The 21,917-nt window shown below is 66.5% G+C and carries 19 protein-coding genes; 5 read left to right on the top strand and 14 right to left on the bottom strand.

Going from position 1 to position 21,917, the window contains the following annotated elements; genetic code table 11:
• Positions 1-139: 139 nt before the first annotated feature.
• The 14 genes from ASG60_RS00545 to coxB form a co-directional block, all read right to left on the bottom strand.
• Positions 140-1,084, bottom strand: coding sequence for a hypothetical protein (locus tag ASG60_RS00545; protein ID WP_056383914.1), 945 nt, complete (start codon positions 1,082-1,084; stop codon positions 140-142).
• A gap of 52 nt (positions 1,085-1,136) precedes the next feature.
• Positions 1,137-1,484: a hypothetical protein gene (locus ASG60_RS00540; protein ID WP_056383912.1), complete on the bottom strand. Its 348-nt coding sequence runs from the start codon at positions 1,482-1,484 to the stop codon at positions 1,137-1,139.
• A 232-nt stretch (positions 1,485-1,716) separates the two neighbouring features.
• The gene (locus ASG60_RS00535; protein ID WP_056383909.1) at positions 1,717-4,602 is read right to left on the bottom strand and encodes a sensor domain-containing phosphodiesterase; all 2,886 of its coding nucleotides are present in this window, start codon (positions 4,600-4,602) and stop codon (positions 1,717-1,719) included.
• A 194-nt stretch (positions 4,603-4,796) separates the two neighbouring features.
• Positions 4,797-6,092 carry a pitrilysin family protein gene (locus ASG60_RS00530; protein ID WP_056383907.1) on the bottom strand — a complete coding sequence of 432 codons (1,296 nt, stop codon included), beginning with the start codon at positions 6,090-6,092 and terminating at the stop codon, positions 4,797-4,799.
• 5 nt (positions 6,093-6,097) lie between these two features.
• Entirely contained in the window at positions 6,098-7,510 is a 1,413-nt protein-coding gene (thrC, locus tag ASG60_RS00525) for a threonine synthase (RefSeq protein ID WP_056383905.1), read from the bottom strand.
• Positions 7,511-7,574: 64 nt separating this feature from the next.
• On the bottom strand, positions 7,575-7,991 hold the full coding sequence (locus ASG60_RS00520) for a DUF4864 domain-containing protein (protein ID WP_056171677.1): 417 nt from the start codon (positions 7,989-7,991) through the stop codon (positions 7,575-7,577).
• 76 nt (positions 7,992-8,067) lie between these two features.
• A complete protein-coding gene (locus tag ASG60_RS00515; RefSeq protein WP_244472850.1) occupies positions 8,068-8,799 on the bottom strand; it encodes an SURF1 family protein in 732 nt (243 codons plus the stop codon).
• 23 nt (positions 8,800-8,822) lie between these two features.
• On the bottom strand, positions 8,823-9,221 hold the full coding sequence (locus tag ASG60_RS00510; protein ID WP_056172168.1) for a DUF983 domain-containing protein: 399 nt from the start codon (positions 9,219-9,221) through the stop codon (positions 8,823-8,825).
• Between the two features lie 101 nt (positions 9,222-9,322).
• Positions 9,323-10,180, bottom strand: a complete 858-nt coding sequence (locus ASG60_RS00505; RefSeq protein ID WP_056383904.1) for a cytochrome c oxidase subunit 3 — start codon at positions 10,178-10,180, stop codon at positions 9,323-9,325.
• Between the two features lie 134 nt (positions 10,181-10,314).
• Positions 10,315-10,914, bottom strand: coding sequence for a cytochrome c oxidase assembly protein (locus tag ASG60_RS00500; RefSeq protein ID WP_056383902.1), 600 nt, complete (start codon positions 10,912-10,914; stop codon positions 10,315-10,317).
• Between the two features lie 20 nt (positions 10,915-10,934).
• Positions 10,935-11,099 carry a hypothetical protein gene (locus ASG60_RS23090; RefSeq protein ID WP_056171672.1) on the bottom strand — a complete coding sequence of 55 codons (165 nt, stop codon included), beginning with the start codon at positions 11,097-11,099 and terminating at the stop codon, positions 10,935-10,937.
• Complete coding sequence (locus ASG60_RS00490) at positions 11,096-12,049, bottom strand: heme o synthase (protein WP_056384275.1); 954 nt, start codon at positions 12,047-12,049, stop codon at positions 11,096-11,098. Before ASG60_RS00490 ends, ASG60_RS23090 begins: the two co-directional genes overlap by 4 nt.
• Positions 12,050-12,239: 190 nt before the next feature.
• Positions 12,240-13,871: a cytochrome c oxidase subunit I gene (ctaD, locus tag ASG60_RS00485; RefSeq protein ID WP_056171670.1), complete on the bottom strand. Its 1,632-nt coding sequence runs from the start codon at positions 13,869-13,871 to the stop codon at positions 12,240-12,242.
• Between the two features lie 85 nt (positions 13,872-13,956).
• Positions 13,957-14,799 carry a cytochrome c oxidase subunit II gene (coxB, locus tag ASG60_RS00480; protein ID WP_056171669.1) on the bottom strand — a complete coding sequence of 281 codons (843 nt, stop codon included), beginning with the start codon at positions 14,797-14,799 and terminating at the stop codon, positions 13,957-13,959.
• A 276-nt stretch (positions 14,800-15,075) separates the two neighbouring features.
• On the opposite strand from coxB, the gene ASG60_RS00475 reads away from it, so the two are divergent.
• The 5 genes from ASG60_RS00475 (at position 15,076) to fdhD (ending at position 21,888) form a co-directional block, all read left to right on the top strand.
• Positions 15,076-15,984, top strand: coding sequence for a LysR family transcriptional regulator (locus tag ASG60_RS00475; protein ID WP_056171667.1), 909 nt, complete (start codon positions 15,076-15,078; stop codon positions 15,982-15,984).
• A gap of 158 nt (positions 15,985-16,142) precedes the next feature.
• On the top strand, positions 16,143-16,616 hold the full coding sequence (locus ASG60_RS00470; protein ID WP_056383900.1) for a formate dehydrogenase subunit gamma: 474 nt from the start codon (positions 16,143-16,145) through the stop codon (positions 16,614-16,616).
• The gene (locus ASG60_RS00465; RefSeq protein WP_056383898.1) at positions 16,613-18,172 is read left to right on the top strand and encodes a formate dehydrogenase beta subunit; all 1,560 of its coding nucleotides are present in this window, start codon (positions 16,613-16,615) and stop codon (positions 18,170-18,172) included. The genes ASG60_RS00470 and ASG60_RS00465 overlap by 4 nt, the downstream gene beginning before the upstream one ends.
• A gap of 13 nt (positions 18,173-18,185) precedes the next feature.
• Positions 18,186-21,047: a formate dehydrogenase subunit alpha gene (gene fdhF, locus ASG60_RS00460; RefSeq protein ID WP_056171661.1), complete on the top strand. Its 2,862-nt coding sequence runs from the start codon at positions 18,186-18,188 to the stop codon at positions 21,045-21,047.
• A complete protein-coding gene (gene fdhD / locus ASG60_RS00455) occupies positions 21,034-21,888 on the top strand; it encodes a formate dehydrogenase accessory sulfurtransferase FdhD (RefSeq protein ID WP_056356916.1) in 855 nt (284 codons plus the stop codon). Before fdhF ends, fdhD begins: the two co-directional genes overlap by 14 nt.
• Positions 21,889-21,917: the final 29 nt, after the last annotated feature.

Raw genomic sequence — 21,917 nt, 5'->3', positions numbered from 1 at the left:
AAGTGGATGCCGGTTCGTCGGAGAGCGCGGCCGAACAAAGGCCTCGCGCTGTGTCCCGACCCGACGTGGTCGGGCGCGCCTCTAGCCGCGCCCGAACGATTCCAACCGGGCTCTCGTCACGAGAAGCCGATTTTTCGTGTCAGGGGATGGGGTCGAGCAGGATCGGATAGCAACGCGCGCCGGCCGCCGCCGCCAGGACTTCCACGGCGCCGACGGTCGATGCATCTCCCGCGACATGGACCACATCGGTGGTGCGCAGCGACGGCAGATGCGCCGTCAGGGGGCCGGGTCGCACGTCGGGCGGGCGCTGGCGGCTGCGGTCGGCGACGAGCACGACGCGGCCGACGCCCGTGGCACGCAGCCAATCCAGGGATGGCCGCATGTAGAGGTCGAGCGGATCGCGGGCACCGACATGGATCGCCACCTCGCGTGCCGGCTCGATGTACCGCGCGGCCCGCGCAATGGACCAGATCGGAGCGAATCCGGTCTCGGCGGCGACGAGGACGAGGCGACCGCCACCGGGCCGGTAGTAGCCCCGGCCGACGGGCCCTTTGATCTTCACCGGATGGTCGAGCCGGATGCCGTCGCCGAACGCGTCGGGCAGGGCCGCGCGATCTCCGGTGAGGCGAAGGTGAAAGACGAGTTCGTTGAGTTCCGCCGCGCCGTCGACGCGCAGGGTCGGACTGAGGGTGACGGGATCGAAGCCCTCGAAGGTGGCCACCACGCCATGGCCCGGTTCGAAGGCGAGCCGCTTGATGATCGTCACCACGACTTCGAGGGTGTGTGGCCCGAGTGGGGTGATCTGCGTGACCGTTCCGGCGCGCTTTTGCGCAGGAACGGGCTTCACCGGGGCAGCGACCGTCTCGGACCGCTCGATGAGGCTGGGGCGGGGCAGGGTGAGCTTGACGGCGTCCGAGCGGTGGCTGCGTGCCTGTGCACGCCGGGGGAGGGGGCCGGACCCCTGGCCCAGGAGACCGGGTTGCGCGGCGATCATCCCGTCGGCCAGGGCGGCTTCCAGGGGCGTATCACCCGTGGAAACACGCACGGACCTGCCGTTGACCACGAGGGAGCAGCGGGCGCTCATCAGTATCCCTCGAACGGGGCAGGGCGGCGCGTCGCGCGTCGCGGAGGGGCGGCTATCGTGCGGTGCGCAGGAGCTGGTCGACGAGGGCGGCCCAGCGGTCGCGTACGGCCTGGGCCTCGGGCGTCAGCGGCTCCGGGTCGGCGATGGTCGCGATGCAGGCCCGCAGGTGGGCGGCCTCGTCGCGTTCCGAGCGTAGAACCGCCTTCATGACGAGGAGCTGGGCCTTCAGGTGAGCAACCTCCTCGGAGGCCTGCGCGCGATTCCCGGGGGCCGCGGCGCCCGGGTGAAGGGTGACGACCTCGGCCATGGGGGTCTCGACGAGTCGAAGCGGCCGGGCCATCAGGCGCCGCACGATGGTGGAGTCGAAACCTTCGTCGGTCCGGAGTGCGGCCTCGGCCATCACGCAATTCCCTCTCGCACGGCCACTCGAATCTGGCCTTTCGTCATCGAGAACGATGCCGGATCATGGTTAAGGGAGGTTTAAGCCGATCCAAGACATTCACGCGATGGGGCGTTCTACCGAGGCGGCGGACGAACTCGTCCCGACCCGAGCAGACGTGTGGCGTTCGACCGACCCTGCGTGACGCGCCGTCTCGACGAAGCCATTCGGCGTGTCGATCGACCGGGCGGTCTCAGGCGGCTTCCGGGGCCGCTCCAAGGAGCTGTCGAGCCTGGAGCATCGACATGGGCTCGCCGAAGGCGAAGCCCTGAGCGTACTCGCAGCCGAGTTCCGCCAGCGCCTGCGCGTCGGCTTCCGATTCCGCACCCTCGGCCACGATGGCGAGGCCGAGTTCCTGCGCCATCTTGACGATGGAACGAAGGATCCCCGTGCGTCCCGTCGCGATCTGGCGAACGAAGGATTGGTCGATCTTGATCGTGTCGAACGGAAAGCGCTGGAGGTACGACAGGGCGGAGTAGCCCGTCCCGAAATCATCCAGCGACAGGCCGGCGCCCAGATCATGGATGCGGGCGAGCATCTGCGCCGCGTATTCCGGATTCTCCATCACCAGGCTCTCGGCGAGCTCGAGCTTGAGAGACCCCGGCAGCACGCCGGAACGCGCCAGGATCGTCTTCACGTCGTGCAGGAGATCGTGGCGCAGCAACTGACGCGACGACATGTTGACGGTGGCGAAGATCGGCGGTTCGACGTCGAGGGAACGTTGCCAGGCGGCGAGTTCGAGGGCCGTGCGCTCCAGGGCGAAAATTCCGAGGTTGACCACGAAGCCGCATTCCTCGGCCACCGGCATGAAGGTGGACGCCGGGATACGGCCGAGTCTCGGATGGTCCCAGCGCAGGAGCGTCTCGAAACCCGCGACGGTGCGGTCCTCCAGCCGGACGATGGGCTGGAACAGCACTTTCATCTCGTTGCGTTCGAGGGACCGGCGCAGGTCCCCTTCGAGCATCAGGCGGTCGCCGCGCTCGTTGCGCATATCGGCGCGGAACACCTCGATGCGGTCGCCGCCACCGCGCTTGGCCTGGATCATGGCGATCTCGGCGTTCTTGAACACCTCCTCGCGTTTCAGGGTGGCTCCGACCTCGTGCAGGACGATGCCCACGGACACCGTGAGGAAGATCTCGCGATCGGCGTAGGTGATGGGCGTGGCGATGGCCTTGCGGATCATCTCGGCGAACGAAAGGATACGGTCGGGATCGCGTTCCGACAGCAGGATGAGGGCGAATTCGTCGCCCGCCACCCGGGCCAGGGTGTCCTGCGGGCGGAGGAGCCGGCCGAGGCGACGCGACAGGGTCAGCAGGATCGAGTCGCCGGCCGAGAGACCAATCGCGTCGTTGATGGCCTTGAACCGGTCGATGTCGAGAACGATGGTCGTCGGCTTCAGACGCGCATCCTGGCTGGCAAAAGCGAGTGCCGCGTCGAGTCGGTCGTGGAACAGTTCGCGATTGGGCAGTCCCGTGAGGCTGTCGTGCACGGCATCGTGCAGCAGGCGTTCCTCGGCGGTCTTCACCTCGGTGACGTCCGCGATGGTGCCGACGATGCGCACCACCTCGCCGTCGGTGCCGATCACGGGGCGCGCCTTCAGGCGATACCAGTAGTACGGCCCGGCCGTGGAGCGCAGGCGGAAATCGTGGACGATGCGGCCGCGCCGTTCCTCGATGACCGTATCGAGGGCGGCCGAGTAGCGCTCCACGTCGAAGGGATGCACCAGGGCGAGCCAGTTCACCGCCGGACCTTCGAGGGTTCCCCGCTTCAGCCCGAGTTGCCCCTCCATCTCCTGACCGGCGAAGACCCGGTCGCCGGGTACATCCCAGTCGAACACCACGTCCCCTGCGCCGGTCAGCGCCAGCGCTCGACGCTCGGTGTCGGACACGAGGGCGTGGGTGAGGCCACCCCCGGCGAAGGCGTGCTGCATCACCGTGAACCCGATGAGCATGACGATAAGGACGAGACCACCGATGAGGGCAGGCTGCACGAGATCGGAACCGATCTGGCCGGTGATGGCGAACCCCACCGCCACCACCCACACAAGAAGAAGGAACCATGTCGGGATCAGCAGGATCGCCCGGTCATAGCCGTTATGGGCGGCGAGATAGACGATGAGGAGCAGGCCGACGCCGGCCACCGCCGCGATGGAGATGCGGGCGACGCCCGCGGCCACGGGCGGATCGAATACCGCGAGCGCGACGAGGCCCGCGAGGAACGCGAGCCAGAAGAACGCCACGTGGCTGTAGCGCACGTGCCATCGGCTGAGGTTGAGGTAGGCGAACAGGAAGACCAGCAGGGTGGCGCCCAGCACCGCCTCGGCCGACGCACGATAGATTCGCTCCGCCACCTCGGTGACGGGGAGAATGCGCTGCAGAAATCCGAAATCGATGCACGCGTAGGCGAGCACAGACCACGCCAGCGCTGCGGCGGCCGGGAAGATGATCGCGCCCTTGACCACGAAGATGATCGTTAGAAACAGAGCCAGCAGGCCGGCGATGCCGATGATGATCCCTTTGTAGAGGGTCAGGCCGGTGGACTTCTTCCGGTAGGCTTCCTGGTCCCAGAGGTAGACCTGGGGGATGTTCGGTCCACGCAATTCGGCCACATAAGTGACGGTGGCGCCGGGATCGAGGGTGATGACGAACTGGTCGGCTTCCGGGTTCTCGTCGCGCTCCGGGCGGATACCCTGGCTCGCCGTGATGGCGGCGATGCGCGAGCCACCGAGATCTGGCCAGATCACCCCGGACCCGACGAGGCGGAAATGCGGGGCGACGAGGACCCGGTCGATCTGCTCGTCGGTGTCGTTGGTGAGCGCGAACACCATCCAGTCGGGGCGTGCACCCGTGTCGCGCGCCTTGACGACGATGCGGCGGACGATGCCGTCCTTACCCGGCGCCGTGGAGATCTGGATGAGGTCGCCGTCCGAGCGGTAGCGCTCGATCATCGTCGTGAGGTCGATGGCCGGCGCATCGAGGGTGACCCGCACGGCCTCGACGGCGCGCGCCGGCGCGCTGAAGACCAGGGCGCCGAACAGGGCCGTGAAGACGGCGGCGAAGACGAGGAGGATTTGACGCAACGGGCGAGTGTTCCGGCCGGGCGGGCGAGTGTGACGAATACGGCTCAGCTAGGGTGCCCAGTCGTATCGGCGGCGACCTCCACCGGCAAGGCGGAGTGCTCGCCGAAGCGGAGGCACCCACTGTTTCTCAACCGTGACGCCGGACCCGCTGGATCACGTTCCTTTGCGGCCAAAACAAGCCGACCGCGAAATCCTTAGGCCGCGCTCAAGGCCGCGGTGATCCGCTCGAGGGACGGCAGCTTCTTGATCGGGCCGATGGCGGCGAGGGTCGGGGCGCCGGTGAGAAGCCTTCTGCCGGCAGCCCGCACATCATCGACGGTCACGGCATCGACCTTGGCGATGACCTCCTGCGCCGGAATCACCCGGCCCCAGGCCAGGATCTGGCGGGCATTGCGCTCGATGCGGCCCCCCGGTGTTTCGAGGGCCGACAGCAGGGCGACCTTGAGCTGTGCCTTGGCGCGGGCGACCTCGACGGTGTCGGCGTCGCGGGCCGCCCGGGTTGTGGCCTCCAGGGTCACGTCGATCAGTTGGCCGAGATCGCCGCCCGCGGTGCCGGCGCCGATGCCGAACAACCCGCAATCGTAGAAGGACCAGTGGAACGCCTGAATCTCGTAGGCGAGGCCCCGCGTCTCGCGGACCTCGTGCCACAGGCGCGAGGTCAGGCCGCCGCCGAGCACTTGAGCGAACATATGCAGGGCGTAGTAGCTGGGATCGCGGAACGAGAGGCCCGGCAGGCCGAGGACCACGTTGGCCTGCTCGAGCTTCTTCTGGATCCGCTTCTCGCCGCCCTTGTAGACACCCGGGACCGTCTCGGGGGGCGTCGCAGCCTTGAGATCCCCGAAATGGGCCCGCGCCGATTCGACGATGGCGTCGTGCGCGATCGCACCGGCCGCCGCGAGCACGATGCGGTCTGGGGTGTACTCGCGGGCGATGTAGGCTTCAATGCCGGCGCGGTCGAAGCTGTTGATCGTCTCGGGCGTCCCGATGATTGGCCGACCCATGGGCTGATCGGGGAAGGCCGCCTCGGTGAAGGCCTCGTAGACCACGTCGTCGGGGGTATCCTCGATGGCGGCGTGCTCCTGAAGGATCACGCCCTTCTCACGCGCCAGCTCGCCGGCCTCGAACACCGAATCCGTGAGAATATCGCCGATGACATCGAGGGCCACGCCGGCGTCCTCCCCCAGTACGCGGGCGGTGTAGCTCGTGCCCTCGGCGGAGGTGGCGGCGTTGATGTCGCCACCGACGTTCTCGATGTCCTCGGCGATGCGCCGGGCCGAGCGCGTGGTCGTGCCCTTGAACGCCATGTGCTCGATGAGATGGCTGAGCCCGCTCTCGTCCGGCCGCTCGTGCCGGGAGCCTGCGCCGACCCAGACGCCCAGGGTCGCCGTCGCGACACCCGGCATCGCCTCCGTGACGACGGTGACTCCATTGTCCAGGCGGGTGATCCGCAGGTCAGGGGAGGCGCCATGGGTGGCGAAGTGCTGGTTCATGGAATTCAGCCGGCCTTGGTGATGCGGGCGTGGGTGCGGATGAAGCTCTCCACGGCCGCCTGATCGTTGGCGACGCGGGAGAATTTTTCCTCGCGGTCGAGGAGGTCGGCGAGATGCGGCGGCAGGGCAGGGCGCGCTCCGCCGACGGCCTCGGACACGGCATCGGGGAACTTCGCCGCGTGTGCGGTCGCCAAGGCGACGACGGGCGTGCGCGGATCCTTATCGAGGAGCCGTCGGGCGGCATGGACGCCGATGGCGCTGTGCGGATCGATGACGTGACCGGTTTCGGCGAAGGTCCGGGCGATCTCGGCCTTCACGGCATCCTCGGGCACGGCGGTAGCGTCGAACTCGGCGCGCACGGTGTCGAGGACCGCCTTGTCGAGGCTGAACCCGCCCGACTGTTTCAGCCCGGCCATGAGCCGGCCGAGGCTGGACGAATCCCGGCCGAGGGCCTCGAACAGCAGACGCTCGAAATTCGAAGAGATCTGGATGTCCATGGAGGGCGAGGTGGTAGGCTGGACGCCGCGGACCTCATAGGACCCGTGCTCCAAGGTCCGTGCCAGGATGTCGTTGGCATTGGTGCCGATCATCAGGCGATCGATGGGGAGGCCCATGCGCTTGGCGACCCAGCCGGCCAGGATATCACCAAAATTGCCCGTGGGCACGGCGAACGAGACACGCCGATGCGGTGCGCCGAGAGCGACCGCACTGGTGAAATAATACACCGCCTGGGCGGCGACCCGCGCCCAGTTGATGGAATTCACGCCCGAGAGTTTCACCGCATCGGCGAACTCGGCGTGCTGGAACAGGGCTTTGACGATGTTCTGGCAATCATCGAAATTGCCGTCGATGGCGATGGCGTGGACGTTGTCCGCCCCGACCGACGTCATCTGCCGACGCTGGACCTCCGAGACGCGGCCCTCCGGAAACAGGATGAAGATGTCGACCTGATCGAGGCCGCGGAACGCTTCGACGGCCGCCGAGCCGGTGTCGCCCGAGGTGGCACCGACGATGGTCGCCCGCGACCCGCGCGCCCGCAGGACATGGTCCATGAGCCGCCCGAGGAGCTGCATCGCCACGTCCTTGAACGCGAGCGTCGGCCCATGGAAGAGTTCGAGCAGGAATAGGTTGTCGTCGAGCTGGGTCAGCGGACACACGGCCGGGTGCCGGAACGTCGCGTACGAGTCCTCGATCATCCGATCGAAATCGGCATCCGCGATCTCGCCGTCGATCAGAGGGCGCAGGACGATCTTGGCGGCATCGGCGTAGCGCAGGCCCGCGAGCCCCGCGATGGTCTCGTGCGACAGTTGCGGCCAGCTCTCGGGCACGTAGAGACCGCCGTCGCGGGCAAGCCCGGCGAGCAAGGCGTCGGAGAAGGAAAGGGGCGCCGCTGCGCCGCGGGTCGAAACGTGAAGCAAAGGGGCCTCCAGGAAGGCGCCCCGTCTACACCAAGCCGTCCGGCCTGTCGAAACCTGATGCGCCTCAGGTGCTGGTGCCCGGCGCCTTCTTGAGTTGGCACCCCGTGATGCGCCATGCACCGTCTGCTTGTCTCTCCAGGGTGTAGAGGGCCACCCAGTCGATGCCGGCCTCGTCCTGCAGCTTCACACCGAGGGCGACACCGTTGGCATCGACATCCTCCACCCGGTCCACGCTGTAGCTTCGAGCGCGATAGACGGCGGCGTAGCCCTGTCGCACCATAGCGAGGAAGGTGTCGGGCGAGGGGAACATCCCCTGGATCGCAGGTGCAGCCTGGGCGTAGGCCGTCGCCGCATCGTCCTTCCGGAAAGCCTCGATCTGTCGGGTGACGGTGGCGCGGGCAGCCTCGCGCCCAGCTTCATCGGCGGCGTGCGCCGCGCTCCACGTCAAACCGAGGGTCAGCAACAGGATCGCGGCGCGCATGGGCACACTCCAGGGCGTGATCCGCCCTCCCAGAGAGTAGCGCACACCCCGTTGCCGGCAAGCCGACGGAGAACGGTCAGGCAGGGTCGGGTGCGTCGAAGAGGCGCTTCCAGGCGAACACACCGAAGACACCGATGAGGCAGCCGGCGATGCCGAACCACGTGAAGGCGTATTGCAGATGGTTGTTCGGCAGGTCGACCCGCAACTGACCGCCCTTCGGCCAGCCGCCCGGATTGGGAGTGGCGTCGGCTTCGACGAGATAGGGCAGAGGGGCCGCCAGCCCGGCTGCCGCGCTGATGCCGGCGATGTCGCGGTTGAACCACTCGTTGCGCGCCGCATCGGGGGCGGGGACGAACATGGTCCGCGGCTCGGAACCCCGCAGGATACCGGTGATCGTGGTCTCGCCCGCGATCTGCCCGACCGTCCGGCTCGTCGGCGCTTTCAGTTCCGTGGGTACGAAGCCGCGGTTGATCAGCACCGTATCGCCCTCGGACCGCCGTAGCGGCGTCAGGACATAATAGCCCTGGAGCGCGCGACCGGGTGCGGCGCCGGCGGCCAAGCCATGGACGAGGGTCTCGCGGTCGTTGAGTAGCGTGCCGGTCACCCGCACTCGCCGAAACTCGTCGGCCTCTGGGTTCCACGTGCCCGGCGCCGGCAAGGACGCCGGTGGTTCGATGCGCGACCGGTCGAGGATGCGCCCGATGAGCGCTTCCTTCTGGCTCTTGCGATCGAGCTGCCAAACGCCGAGGCCGAGGAGAATCGCGAGACAAACGAGCGAGACGAGGCCGGGCGCGATCAGAGCTCGCACGGCCCCAGGTCGAACGGCCGACACTAGCGAAAGCGTCCCTGCTCGGCCTTGTTGGCGAATTGAAGGGCCGCGAGCACGCCCTTGAGAGGCCGAATGATGGCGAGGCTCAGACCAATGGAGAGCGACCCGGCGACGACGGCGTGGACCCAGATCGGCGGCTCGTAGGAAATCTCCATCCACAGGGCGAGGCCGACCACGATGGTACCGACGATGGACATGACGAAGAAGGCCGGACCATCGCCGGAATTGAAGCCGGAATAGTCGAGACCGCAGGCTTCGCAGGACGGCGCGAAGGTAAGGAAGCCGTCGAACATGTGACCTTCCCCACAGCGCGGGCAGCGACCGCGCAGTCCTGTGGGAATCGGTGGGGGAAGCGGCCGCGTAGCGTCCAAGATTCGTACTCCTCGAGCCCGGGTGAGCATCGGCTCGATCTGGATATGGGGATAGGAGTTGGTCTCGACACGCGAAAGGGCGGCTCGCGCCGCCCTTTCATATCTCCCATGCAGCCGAGGGCCGCTTACGATCAGTGGGCGGCGTGTCCGATGCCAGATCCCCAGACGTAGATCGAGGCGAACAGGAACAGCCAGACCACGTCAACGAAGTGCCAGTACCAAGCGGCGAACTCGAAACCGAGGTGCTGCTTCACGGTGAACTGACCGAGATACGCACGGTAGAGGCAGATGGCCAGGAAGATGGTGCCGATGATGACGTGGAAGCCGTGGAAGCCCGTCGCCATGAAGAAGGTCGCCGAGTAGATGCTGCCCGAGAAGCCGAAATGGGCGTGGGCGTACTCGTAAGCCTGACAGGCCGAGAACAGCACGCCGAGGATGATCGTCAGCCACAGACCATACTTCAGGCCCTTGCGGTCGCCATGCAGCAGGGCGTGGTGCGCCCACGTGATGGTCGTGCCCGAGGTCAGCAGGATCAGGGTGTTGAGAAGCGGCAGGTGCCAAGGGTCGAAGGCTTCGATGCCCTTGGGCGGCCACGTCCCGCCGGTGAAATCGACGCGGGTCGATTGGATGGGGTCGGCGGTGTAAAGCGCTGCCTCGAAATAGGCCCAGAACCACGCGGCGAAGAACATCACCTCCGAGGCGATGAACATGATCATGCCGTAGCGGTGGTGGAGCTGCACCACGCGGGTGTGATCGCCGGTGTTGGCCTCGTGGACCACGTCCTTCCACCAGGCGTACATGGTGTAGAGCACGCCGATGGTGCCGGCACCGAAGATGTACGGACCCGGGCTGAGGGTGCCGATGGTGAGGCTCTTCATCCAGAAGACGGCCCCGAACGCCATCAGGAAGCCGGAGAAAGCACCGATGAGCGGCCACGGACTCGGGGCGAGAATGTGGAAATCGTGGTTCTTGGCGTGCGCCTCGGCCATCTAACGTCTCTCCTGACCCCTGGGCCCCGACCGTGACGGCCCCGGGCTCTCTCATTGTTTCGGCTCGACCGGATGCCCGGCTTCCACGCTCAGACCCTTAATCGGCCGGGCGCGCTCTTGTCACGCTTGCTGCGTTAGAAATTCGACTTCTTTCCCGTGCCGCCCGTTGTCGCAAGCGCGGCCGTGGGCTGACCGTTCTTCGACGCGAAGTAGGTGTAGGACAGCGTCATCTCCGAGAGGTGCGCGGTGTTCGAATCCTGGCGTACGGCCGGATCGATGTAGAACACCACCGGGAAGTCCATGGTCTCGCCCGGCTGCAGGGTCTGCTCATTGAAGCAGAAGCACTCGATCTTGACGAAGAACGCGCCCATCAGCGCCGGCTGGACGTTGAAGGTCGCGATGCCGGTGGATGGTACGGTGCCGGTGTTCTTCACCTTGAAAAAAACGGTCTTGGTTTCGCCCAGGCGGGCCGTGACTTCGGCGGCCTCGGCCTGGAAGCGCCAGGGCAGGCTGGAGGATACGTTGGTATCGAACCGGACCAGCATGCCGTCGTCGGTGGCGGCCGCCACCTGAGCGATGCCCTTGCGCGGGGTGCCGTCGAAGCCCGTTGCTTTGCAGAACATGTCGTAGAGCGGCACCGACGCGAAGGCGAGGCCGATCATTCCGAAGGCGAGGCCCGCGCAGGCGAACGCCGTGACGGTGGCCTTGCGGGAGGGATTCGTGCGATCGGTCATGGTGTCTCCCTCGCCACGCGTCAGAGCGCGCGATTGAGGACCTGAGGTCCGAGCTTCGCGATGGTCAGAACGTAGAAGATCGCCACGAGGGTGAAGAGGACGGCCGCGATGGCGAGGGAACGCTTGCGCCGGCGCTGCGCCTCCTCCGGCGTCAACGGCCGCGGCTGGTTCTGAAGGCCGCTCACGCGATCACCGTCCGAAACAGGCCAAGGCTGTGCTCGGCCAGAAGGGCGGAGAACAGTAGGAAGAGGTAGAGGATCGAGAAGCCGAACATGCCGAGCGCCGCCTTGCGCTCTGGCTCGCCCTCCCGATTGCGGAAAACGTGAACGCTGAAAGCCAGCATGCCGAGGCCACCCAGCAGCGCCGTCACGCCGTAGAGCAGTCCACCGAAGCCGAGGAAGACCGGGGCGAGGCCGATGGGGAACAGGACGAGGGAGTAGTAGATGATCTGGCGGCGGGTCGATTGCGGCCCGGCCACGTTCGGCATCATCGGGATGCCGGCCTTGGCGTATTCGCCGGACTTGATCAAGGCCAGCGCCCAGAAGTGCGGCGGCGTCCAGATGAAGATGATGAGGAACAGGACGATCGACTCGATGCCGATGGAGCCTGTGACGACGGCCTGACCGATGACCGGGGGCAGGGCGCCTGCGGCACCCCCGATGACGATGTTCTGTGGCGTCGCACGCTTCAGCCACATGGAATAGAACACCGCGTAGAACACGATGGTGAAGGCGAGGAGCCCGGCGGCGAGCCAGTTCGAGGCGAGGCCGAGAACAAGGACCGAGCCGACGGATAGGACGATGCCGAAGGCCAGGGCTTCGTTGGGCTGGATGCGCCCGTCCGGAATCGGGCGCTTGGCCGTCCGGGTCATCACCGCGTCGATGTCGGCGTCCCACCACATGTTGAGGCAGCCGGAGGCGCCGGCACCAACCGCGATCATCAGCAGCGAGATCGTACCCACCACCGGCTGGATGTGGACGTTCGATACCGCCATGCCGACGAGTGCGGTGAAGATCACCAGCACCATCACCCGGGGCTTCAACAGGGCGAAGAAGTCGGAGACTTCGCCGCCGACGGCCATGATGACCGGTTGCGGCTCGGCGTCAGCGGATAGGCTGTTCGACAGGCTCGTCATGGGGACCTGCATGGGGACCTGATTGAGTTTGTCGTAGCGAATGGGGCTTCGGATCGCGCCGTCATCGAGTGTGACGTCCTGGCGCCGCCCTTTTCGGGATGCCCGCCCGCGAGTTCGGTGGGAAGGCATCCGGGAAAGAGCGAGGACCGCTGGCGCGGTCCTCGCAATCCGAAAAGCTGTTGCTCTTCTCTTAGTGGCCCGGCTCGTCGACGATGCGGGGCAGCGTCTCGAACTGGTGGAAGGGCGGCGGCGACGACAGCGTCCACTCGAGGGTGGTCGCACCTTCACCCCAAGGATTGTCGGCGGCGCGTCGGCTGGAGCGGAACGCCAGAACCACACCGATGAAGAACACCACCATGCCGAGGGCGAAGATGTGCCCGCCCCAGGTCGAGACCTTGTGCCATCCGGCGAACGCCTCCGGGTAGTCGGCATAGCGACGCGGCATGCCGGCGAGACCGAGGAAGTGCATCGGGAAGAACAGTACGTTCGCGCCGATGAAGGCGAGCCAGAAGTGCAGCTTGCCGGCCCATTCGGGGATGATGTGGCCGGTCATCTTCGGGAACCAGTAGTAGACACCGGCGAAGATGATGAACACCGCGCCGAGCGAGAGCACGTAGTGGAAGTGCGCCACGACGTAGTAGGTGTCGTGCAGGTACTTATCGACGGCCGAGTTCGCGAGCACCACGCCAGTGACGCCACCGACGGTGAACAGGAAGATGAACCCGACGGCCCAATGCATGGCGGCGGTGAAGCGGATGGACCCGCCCCACATGGTGGCGATCCACGAGAAGATCTTCACGCCGGTGGGCACCGCGATCACCATGGTGGCGAACACGAAGTAGGACTGGGTCTGGAGCGACAGTCCGACGGTGTACATGTGGTGTGCCCACACGACGAAGCCGACGACGCCGATGGCCACCATGGCGTAGGCCATGGCGAGGTATCCGAACACCGGCTTGCGCGAGAAGGTCGAGATGATGTGCGAGACGATGCCGAAGGCCGGCAGGATCATGATGTACACTTCGGGGTGACCGAAGAACCAGAACAGGTGCTGGTAGAGCACCGGATCACCGCCGCCGGCCGGATCGAAGAAGGTCGTGCCGAAGTTGCGGTCGGTGAGCAGCATGGTGATCGCGCCGGCGAGAACCGGCAGCGACAGGAGCAGCAGGAACGCGGTCACCAGCATCGACCAGGCGAACAGCGGCATCTTGTGCAGGGTCATGCCCGGCGCGCGCATGTTCAGGATCGTGGTGATGAAGTTGATGGCGCCGAGGATCGAGCCGGCGCCCGAGAGGTGGAGAGCGAAGATCGCGAAGTCGACGGCGGGGCCGGGATGTCCGGCGCTGGAGAGCGGAGGGTAGACGGTCCAGCCGGTGCCGGCGCCGCTGGAGCCCGGAGCGCCCTCGACGAACAGCGAGCAGACGAGGCTGAGGAAGCCCGCCACCGTCAGCCAGAACGAGATGTTGTTCATGCGCGGGAACGCCATGTCGGGCGCGCCGATCATGAGGGGCACGAACCAGTTGCCGAAGCCGCCGATGAGGGCGGGCATCACCATGAAGAACACCATGATGAGGCCGTGGCCGGTCACGAACACGTTGTAGGTGCCGGGGTTGGCGAAATACTGGAGGCCGGGCTCCTCCATCTCCATGCGGATGCCGAAGGAGAGGAACGCGCCGATGATGCCCGCGCAGAAGGCGAACAGCAGATAGAGAGTGCCGATGTCCTTGTGGTTCGTTGACAGGAACCAGCGGGAGAAGAACGGCGGCTTGTGATCGTGGGCGTGGGCGTCGTGGTGCCCCGAATGTGCTGCGGCGTTAGCCATGGATAGACCTCAGTCCAGGTTTCTCTTGAATCTCATGAAACGAGGCCGGACCGGGCGCCCTTCGCGCCCGGTCCGGCCGGACCCGTCAGCGGGCCGCAGCGAACTTCGAGGTGTCGTTGTCGATCCGAGCGAACTTCGTCTTACCCTCGGCGAGCCACTTCGCGTACGCCTCGTCGCTCACGACCTGGACCGTGATCGGCATGTAGGCGTGGCGGGCGCCGCAGAGCTCGGAGCACTGACCGTGATAGGTGCCCTCGCGCTCGGCCTTGAACCAGAACTGGTTGAGGCGGCCGGGGATGGCGTCGATCTTGAAGCCGAAGGACGGGATCGCCCAGGAATGCAGCACGTCGGCAGCGGTGACCTGGATCTTCACGATCTTGTTCACCGGCACGACCATGTCGTTGTCGGTGCCGAGCAGCTTGGGCTGCTTGTCCTCGTCGAGGTTGGCGTCGAACGTGAAGCCCCCGCCGTTCTCCACGGCCGGATACTCGTAGGACCAGTACCAGGCGTGGCCGATCACCTTCACCAGCACGTCGGCCTTCGGGTCCGAGAGCTGCGTGCGCAGCAGGCGGAACGAGGGAATCGCGACGGCGACGAGGATCAGCACCGGGACGATGGTCCAGGCCACCTCGATGAGGGTGTTGTGGGTGGTCTTCGAGGGCGTCGGGTTCGCCTTCTCGCTGAAGCGGAAGACGCAATACAGGATCAGCGCCAGCACGAAGAGCGAGATGCCGAACGAGAGCCAGTGCATGCCCTGCTCGAACGTGTGGATGTCCCGTGCATTCTCGGTGACCGGGACCTGACGGTCCATCTGCCAGGGCACGGGTTGACCGATGCCCGCCGCCAACGCGGAGGATGACGAGACGAGGACGGCGCCAAGCGCGGCAAGCCCCCATGATGACCGGTGTTGCGCCTGCGTCGTCCGCATCTGCCTCTCTCGGCTCCCCATGACGTGATCGATTGTCCCCGCGCCTCTTGCTATATTTAGACGAAAGCGCAAGTGCGTTCTGCGGGTGTTGCGGCATCCCGCGGATTTTGCCCACCTTGAATGCCGATCGGCGTGTCAGACCACATGGATTGTGGGGGCGCAACCGCAACAGCGTCGCATCGGCGGCATTCCAGCGGGTTACGCCGGGTCGGACTCGCGCGATGCGCGCGTTCCCCCAAAGGGGAGTCCCGTCGTCAGGGAGGTTCGTGCCGGTCCGTGATCGAACGCCTCGAATTCATCCTCGCTCTCGCCCGCGAGCGTCATTTCGGCCGGGCCGCGCAGGTCTGCAACGTCTCGCAGCAGACCCTGTCGGCCGGCGTGAAGCAGCTCGAGGAACGCCTCGGCGTCATGCTGGTCCAGCGCGGCTCACGCTTCCAGGGCTTCACCCCGGAGGGCGAGCGGGTGCTCGAATGGGCGCGCCGCATCGTCGGGGATGCCCGTGCCATGCGGGAGGAGGTGGCGAGCCTGCGGCGCGGCCTGTCCGGGACCCTGCGGCTCGCCGCGATCCCCACGGCTACGCCCATCGTCGCAGCCCTGACGACGCCGTTCCGGATGCGCCACCCCGAGGTACGGTTCTCCGTGCACTCCACCACCTCGGGCGAGATCGGCCGCCTCATCGCCGATCTCGAGATCGATGCCGGCATCACCTACCTGGAGAACGAGCCGCTGGGACGCCTCACCGCCGTGCCGCTCTACCGCGAGCGCTACCGGCTGCTCACGGCGGTGGACGGCGTGTTCGGCGCCCGGGACTCGGTGACATGGGAGGAGGTGGCCCGCATCCCGCTCTGCCTCCTCACCCCCGACATGCAGAACCGCCGGATCATCGACCGGCACCTCACCAATGTCGGGCGGGTTTCGGCGCCGCTCCTCGAATCGAACTCGATGATCGTGCTGCTCACCCATGTCCGGACCGCGAAGTGGGCCAGCATCATGCCGGCAGTGCTGGCCGACAGCTTCCGCCTCAGCGAGCGGGTACGGGCCGTGCCCATCGTCGAGCCCGACGTCAGCCACCTCATCGGCCTCGTCGTGCCCGAGCGCGAACCGATGACGCCGCTCTGCGCCGCCCTGATCGTCGAGGCCCGCGCCGCCGCATCCACCATCGCGCAGGATATTGCCTCTCTGTGAGGTTTGCCGTCCCGGCGATCTCTGCCGTCGCTATGAGTTTTTGCGTTGCACAATCGAGTTTTGACAAAAATCTGTTGTCGACCAACGGAAAGGCGCGATTGATTCAAGCTCGGTGATATACCACCTTGGAACGAGAACAAGATAAACCGGGTGGAACAATGCTGCCGAACGAGCCCTGGAGCGAGCCCCGCGCCGCCGGGATCATCGACGAACATCTTCATCTCGAAGGGGCGACCCTTCCGATCTTGCACGCCCTTCAGGAAACCTTCGGCTACGTCGACGAGGGGGCCGTACCGCTCATCGCCGACGCCTTGAACCTGTCGCGCGCCGAGATCCACGGCTGCATCACCTTCTACCACGACTTCCGCCGCGCCCCGTCGGGCAAGCATCAGGTGAAGCTGTGCCGGGCCGAGGCCTGTCAGGCCATGGGCTCGGACAAGCTCCACGCCGACATCCTCGCCCGCCTCGGGATCGATTGGCACGGCACAACTTCGGATGGGCAGGTCACCGTCGAGCCGGTCTACTGCCTCGGCCTCTGCGCCAACGGCCCCGGCGCCCTCGTGAATGACGAGCCCCTGGCCCGGCTCACCGCCGACTCCCTGGAATCGGCCCTCGCCGAGGTGAAGTCATGAGCATCACCCTCTACGTTCCCCGCGATGCCGTGGCCCTCGGGCTCGGGGCCAACCGCGTCGCCCGCGCCCTGTTCGCCGGTGCCGAGCGCCGGGGCCTCGACGTCACCATCGTCCGCACGGGATCGCGCGGGATGCTGTGGCTCGAGCCGATGGTCGAGGTCGGCACGCCGGACGGGCGCATCGCCTACGGTCCGGTCACCCCCGGGGATGTCGATGCGTTGCTCGACGCCGGCCTGGTCGACGGCGGGGAGCATCCCCTGCGCCTCGGCGAGCCCGAGAAGATCCCCTACCTCGCCCGCCAGCATCGCCTCACCTTCCAGCGCTGCGGCGTCGTCGATCCGGTCTCCGTCGAGGATTACCGGGCGCACGGTGGCTACAGGGGTCTGGAAGCGGCCCTGAAGCTCGATGCCGCCGGCATCGTCGCCGAGGTGCGCGAGTCCGGCCTGCGCGGGCGCGGCGGCGCCGGTTTCCCGGCCGGCATCAAGTGGAACACGGTGATGCTCGCCGCGTCGGACCAGAAATACGTGGTCTGCAACGCCGACGAGGGCGATTCCGGGACCTTCGCCGATCGCATGATGATGGAGGGCGACCCCTTCAACCTCATCGAGGGCATGACCATCGCGGGCATCGCGACGGGTGCCACGCGCGGCTACATCTACCTTCGCTCGGAATACCCGCAGGCCTTCGCGACCCTGAAGGAAGCCATCGCCAACGGGGTGAAGGCCGGATTCCTCGGCGCCGACGTCATGGGCTCCGGCAAAGCCTTCCACCTCGAAGTGCGCCTCGGCGCCGGGGCCTATATCTGCGGCGAAGAGACCTCCCTCCTGGAGAGCCTCGAAGGCCGTCGCGGCATCGTCCGCGCCAAGCCGCCGATCCCGGCGCTCAAGGGCTTCCTCGGTCAGCCGACACTGGTCAACAACGTGATGACCTTCACGGCCGTGCCCTACATCCTCGAGCACGGCGCCAAGGCCTATGCCGAATACGGCATGGGCCGGTCGCTCGGCACGCTGGCGATCCAGCTCGCCGGCAACATCAAGCATGGCGGTCTCATCGAGTACGCCTTCGGCATCACCCTCCGGGAGATCATCGAGGATTTCGGCGGCGGCACGCAGAGCGGCCGTCCGGTGCGCGCGGTTCAGGTCGGTGGCCCGCTCGGGGCTTACTTTCCCGATCACCTCCTCGACACGCCCCTCGATTACGAGGCGATGGCGGCCAAGAAGGGCCTCGTCGGCCACGGCGGCATCGTGGTTTTCGACGACACCGTGGACATGGCCAAGCAGGCGCGCTTCGCCTTCGAGTTCTGCGCGGTGGAATCCTGCGGCAAGTGCACCCCCTGCCGCATCGGGGCGACGCGCGGCGTGGAGACCATGGACAAGGTCATCGCCGGCACGGACACCCAGCGCAATCTGGCCGTCATTTCAGACCTTTGCGACGTCATGACCGACGGGTCGCTCTGCGCCATGGGCGGGCTCACCCCAATGCCCGTCATGAGCGCGATCACCCATTTCCCCGAGGATTTCGAGCGTGGCGGACACATGTCCGTCGCCGCCGAGTAAGGAGGCGCGACCCATGGCCCTCATCAAAGAGATCGATTACGGCACCCCGATCCGGGTGTCCGAGCAGACCGTGACGCTCACCATCGACGGCATGCACGTCACAGTGCCGGCCGGCACCTCCGTCATGGCCGCCGCCATGCACGCCGGCACGCAGATCCCCAAGCTCTGCGCCACCGATTCGCTGGAAGCCTTCGGCTCCTGCCGCCTTTGCCTCGTGGAGATCGAGGGCCGGCGCGGTACCCCCGCCTCCTGCACCACCCCGGCCGAGAACGGCATGGTGGTCTCGACGCAGACGGACAAGCTGGCCAAGCTCCGCAAGGGCGTGATGGAGCTCTACATCTCCGATCACCCCCTCGACTGCCTGACTTGCGCGGCCAACGGCGATTGCGAGTTGCAGGACATGGCCGGCGCGGTCGGCCTGCGCGACGTGCGCTACGGCTACGACGGCGCCAACCACGTCAAGCCGTCCTCGGACCAGTACCTGCCGAAGGACACCTCGAACCCCTACTTCACCTACGATCCGTCGAAGTGCATCGTCTGCAATCGCTGCGTCCGCGCGTGTGAGGAGGTGCAGGGCACCTTCGCGCTCACCATCGAGGGCCGCGGCTTCGACAGCCGCGTCGCCGCCGGCCCGACGAACTTCATGGAGTCCGAGTGCGTGTCCTGCGGCGCCTGCGTGCAGGCCTGCCCTACGGCGACGCTCCAGGAGAAGTCGATCATTGAGCACGGCCAGCCCGATCACTCCGAGATCACCACCTGCGCCTATTGCGGCGTCGGCTGCTCGTTCAAGGCCGAGATGCAGGGCACCCGCGTGGTGCGGATGGTTCCCTACAAGGGCGGCAAGGCCAACGAGGGCCATAGCTGCGTGAAGGGACGCTTCGCCTACGGCTACGCCACCCACAAGGACCGCATCACCAAGCCGATGATCCGCGACAAGATCACGGACCCCTGGCAGGAAGTGTCGTGGGAGGTCGCCATCGACCGCGCCGCCTCCGAGTTCAAGCGCATCCAGAAGACATACGGCAAGGATTCGGTCGGCGGCATCACCTCGTCGCGCTGCACTAACGAGGAGGCTTACCTCGTCCAGAAGCTGGTCCGCGCCGCCTTCGGCAACAACAACGTCGACACCTGCGCCCGCGTCTGCCACTCGCCTACCGGCTACGGCCTGATGTCGACGCTGGGCACCTCGGCCGGCACCCAGGACTTCGCCTCGGTGGCGCATTCCGACGTCATCCTGGTCATCGGCGCCAACCCCACCGACGGCCACCCTGTCTTCGGCTCGCGGATGAAGAAGCGCCTCCGGGAAGGGGCAAAACTCATCGTCGCGGACCCGAGAAAAATCGATCTGGTGAAGTCGCCCCACGTCAAAGCCGACTTCCACCTGCCCCTGAAGCCCGGCTCCAACGTCGCCTTCATCAACTCGATGGCGCACGTCATCGTCACCGAGGGGCTGATCGACGAGGCCTACGTTCGCGAGCGCTGCGATCTCGGCGACTTCGAGGCCTGGGCGCGGTTCGTCGCCGACGAGCGCCACTCGCCCGAGGCCCAGGAGCGCTTCACCGGCATCGATCCGGCCGAGCTCCGGGGTGCCGCTCGCCTCTACGCCAAGGGTGGCGCGGCCGGCATCTATTACGGTCTCGGCGTGACCGAGCACAGCCAGGGCTCGACCATGGTCATGGGCATGGCCAACATCGCCATGGCCACCGGCAACATCGGCATGCTGGGCGCAGGCGTGAATCCGCTCCGCGGTCAGAACAACGTCCAGGGTTCGTGCGACATGGGTTCGTTCCCGCACGAACTGCCGGGCTACCGCCATGTCTCCGACGACGCGACCCGCGAGACCTTCGAATCCCTGTGGGGCGTCTCGCTCGACAAGGATCCTGGCCTGCGCATCACCAACATGCTCGACGAGGCCGTCGATGGCGCCTTCAAGGGCATGTACATCCAGGGTGAGGACATCGCCCAGTCCGACCCCGATACGCACCACGTCACCGCCGGCCTGATGGCGATGGAGTGCATCGTCATCCAGGACATCTTCCTCAACGAGACGGCAAAGTACGCCCATGTCTTCCTTCCGGGCGCTTCGTTCCTCGAAAAGGACGGCACCTTCACCAATGCCGAGCGCCGTATTTCCCGCGTGCGCAAGGTGATGCCGCCGCTCTCCGGCGTTGGCGACTGGGAGGGCACGATGCTGCTCTCGAACGCCCTGGGCTACCCGATGAACTACAGTCACCCGTCCGAGATCATGGACGAGATCGCCTCGCTCACCCCGAGCTTCAAGGGTGTGAGCTTCGCCAAGATCGACGAACTCGGCTCGATCCAGTGGCCGTGCAACGACGCGGCGCCGCGTGGCACGCCGATGATGCACGTCGACCGTTTCGTGCGGGGCTTGGGCAAGTTCATGATCACCGAGTACGTACCGACCGAGGAGCGCACGGGTCCGCGCTTCCCGCTCATCCTCACCACCGGGCGTATCCTGTCGCAGTACAATGTCGGCGCTCAGACCCGCCGCACTGAGAACTCGCGCTGGCACGAGGAGGACGTGCTGGAGATCCATCCGTTCGACGCCGAGGTGCGCGGCGTCGTCGACGGCGACCTCGTGGCGCTGGAAAGCCGCTCGGGCGACATCGCCCTCAAGGCCGTGGTCTCCGAGCGGATGCAACCGGGCGTGGTCTACACCACGTTCCACCATGCCAAGACCGGCGCCAACGTCATCACCACGGACTACTCGGACTGGGCCACCAACTGCCCCGAGTACAAGGTGACGGCGGTGCAGGTCCGGCGCACCAACCGGCCTTCCGATTGGCAGGCGAAGTTCTATGAAGAGGACTTCTCCCTGACCCGTATCGCGACCCAGTTGAATGCTGCCGAGTAGCCAGGACCTGAACGAGAACGACGCGCCGGCCGAGACCGCCCGGCGCGTCAAGACCTTGGTCGTCGCGTACGACGATCCCGCGGCCCGGCCGGGCGAGCGCGACCTCGCTGTCGAGATGCCGGTCAACCTCGTCTACGGCAGCGTGCCGTACGCGGTGATGATGACGACGCCGGCCGACCTCGTGGATTTTGCCTACGGGTTCAGCCTCACGGAGGGCATCGTGGCCTCGGCCGGCGAGATCCGGGACGTCACGGTCGAGATCGCCGATGGGGGCCTGCGTCTCCTCGTCGACCTCGCTCCGGGGCGCCTTCGTGAGCACCTTGCCCGCAAACGTGCCATCAGTGGCCGGACCGGTTGCGGCGTATGCGGGATCGACGATCTCTCCGCACTTCCCATGGCCGAAGCTCGCGTCGATGGGGCGGGCAGTGTCGGAATCGCCGCCATCGAACGGGCTCTCACCACACTCGGTGAGGCACAGGTGCTGAACCGTCGGACCCGCGCGGTTCACGCCGCCGCCTGGGCCAATCTCGACGGGTCCCTGTTCGCGGTAAGGGAGGATGTCGGGCGTCACAACGGCCTCGACAAACTCATCGGCGCTCTGATGCGCGAGCGGATCGATCCGGCGACCGGTTTCCTCGTGATCACGAGCCGTTGCTCGTTCGAGATGGTCGAAAAGGCGGCCAGCCTCGGCGCGTCGATCCTCGTTGCCATCTCCGCTCCGACATCGCTGGCCATCGACCGGGCGCGGCTGCACGGCATGACCCTCTGCGCTATCGCCCGCTCCGACACCCTCACGGTCTTTCACGGTCGCGAGCGTTTGATCCTCGCCCCGTCTCTCTGATCAATCCTGCAACGCAAACGACGCGAGCG

Origin of the sequence: Methylobacterium sp. Leaf469 (assembly GCF_001424745.1) — a bacterium.
In the GTDB taxonomy this organism is placed as follows: Bacteria; Pseudomonadota; Alphaproteobacteria; order Rhizobiales; family Beijerinckiaceae; genus Methylobacterium.
Note: the sequence above shows the minus strand (reverse complement) of the source record. Positions and strands in the feature narration are given on the sequence as shown.

What these genes read in the sequence shown, in the direction of transcription:
- ASG60_RS00505 (WP_056383904.1), bottom strand. Translation starts at nt 10,180, where the DNA reads ATGGCCGAGGCGCACGCCAAGAACCACGATTTCCACATTCTCGCCCCG.
- ASG60_RS00530 (WP_056383907.1), bottom strand. Translation starts at nt 6,092, where the DNA reads ATGAACCAGCACTTCGCCACCCATGGCGCCTCCCCTGACCTGCGGATC.
- ASG60_RS00490 (WP_056384275.1), bottom strand. Translation starts at nt 12,049, where the DNA reads ATGACGAGCCTGTCGAACAGCCTATCCGCTGACGCCGAGCCGCAACCG.
- ASG60_RS00470 (WP_056383900.1), top strand. Translation starts at nt 16,143, where the DNA reads ATGCTGCCGAACGAGCCCTGGAGCGAGCCCCGCGCCGCCGGGATCATC.
- fdhD (WP_056356916.1), top strand. Translation starts at nt 21,034, where the DNA reads ATGCTGCCGAGTAGCCAGGACCTGAACGAGAACGACGCGCCGGCCGAG.
- ASG60_RS00465 (WP_056383898.1), top strand. Translation starts at nt 16,613, where the DNA reads ATGAGCATCACCCTCTACGTTCCCCGCGATGCCGTGGCCCTCGGGCTC.
- ASG60_RS00510 (WP_056172168.1), bottom strand. Translation starts at nt 9,221, where the DNA reads ATGCTCACCCGGGCTCGAGGAGTACGAATCTTGGACGCTACGCGGCCG.
- ASG60_RS00500 (WP_056383902.1), bottom strand. Translation starts at nt 10,914, where the DNA reads ATGACCGATCGCACGAATCCCTCCCGCAAGGCCACCGTCACGGCGTTC.
- coxB (WP_056171669.1), bottom strand. Translation starts at nt 14,799, where the DNA reads ATGCGGACGACGCAGGCGCAACACCGGTCATCATGGGGGCTTGCCGCG.
- fdhF (WP_056171661.1), top strand. Translation starts at nt 18,186, where the DNA reads ATGGCCCTCATCAAAGAGATCGATTACGGCACCCCGATCCGGGTGTCC.
- ASG60_RS00545 (WP_056383914.1), bottom strand. Translation starts at nt 1,084, where the DNA reads ATGAGCGCCCGCTGCTCCCTCGTGGTCAACGGCAGGTCCGTGCGTGTT.
- ctaD (WP_056171670.1), bottom strand. Translation starts at nt 13,871, where the DNA reads ATGGCTAACGCCGCAGCACATTCGGGGCACCACGACGCCCACGCCCAC.
- ASG60_RS00520 (WP_056171677.1), bottom strand. Translation starts at nt 7,991, where the DNA reads ATGCGCGCCGCGATCCTGTTGCTGACCCTCGGTTTGACGTGGAGCGCG.
- ASG60_RS00540 (WP_056383912.1), bottom strand. Translation starts at nt 1,484, where the DNA reads ATGGCCGAGGCCGCACTCCGGACCGACGAAGGTTTCGACTCCACCATC.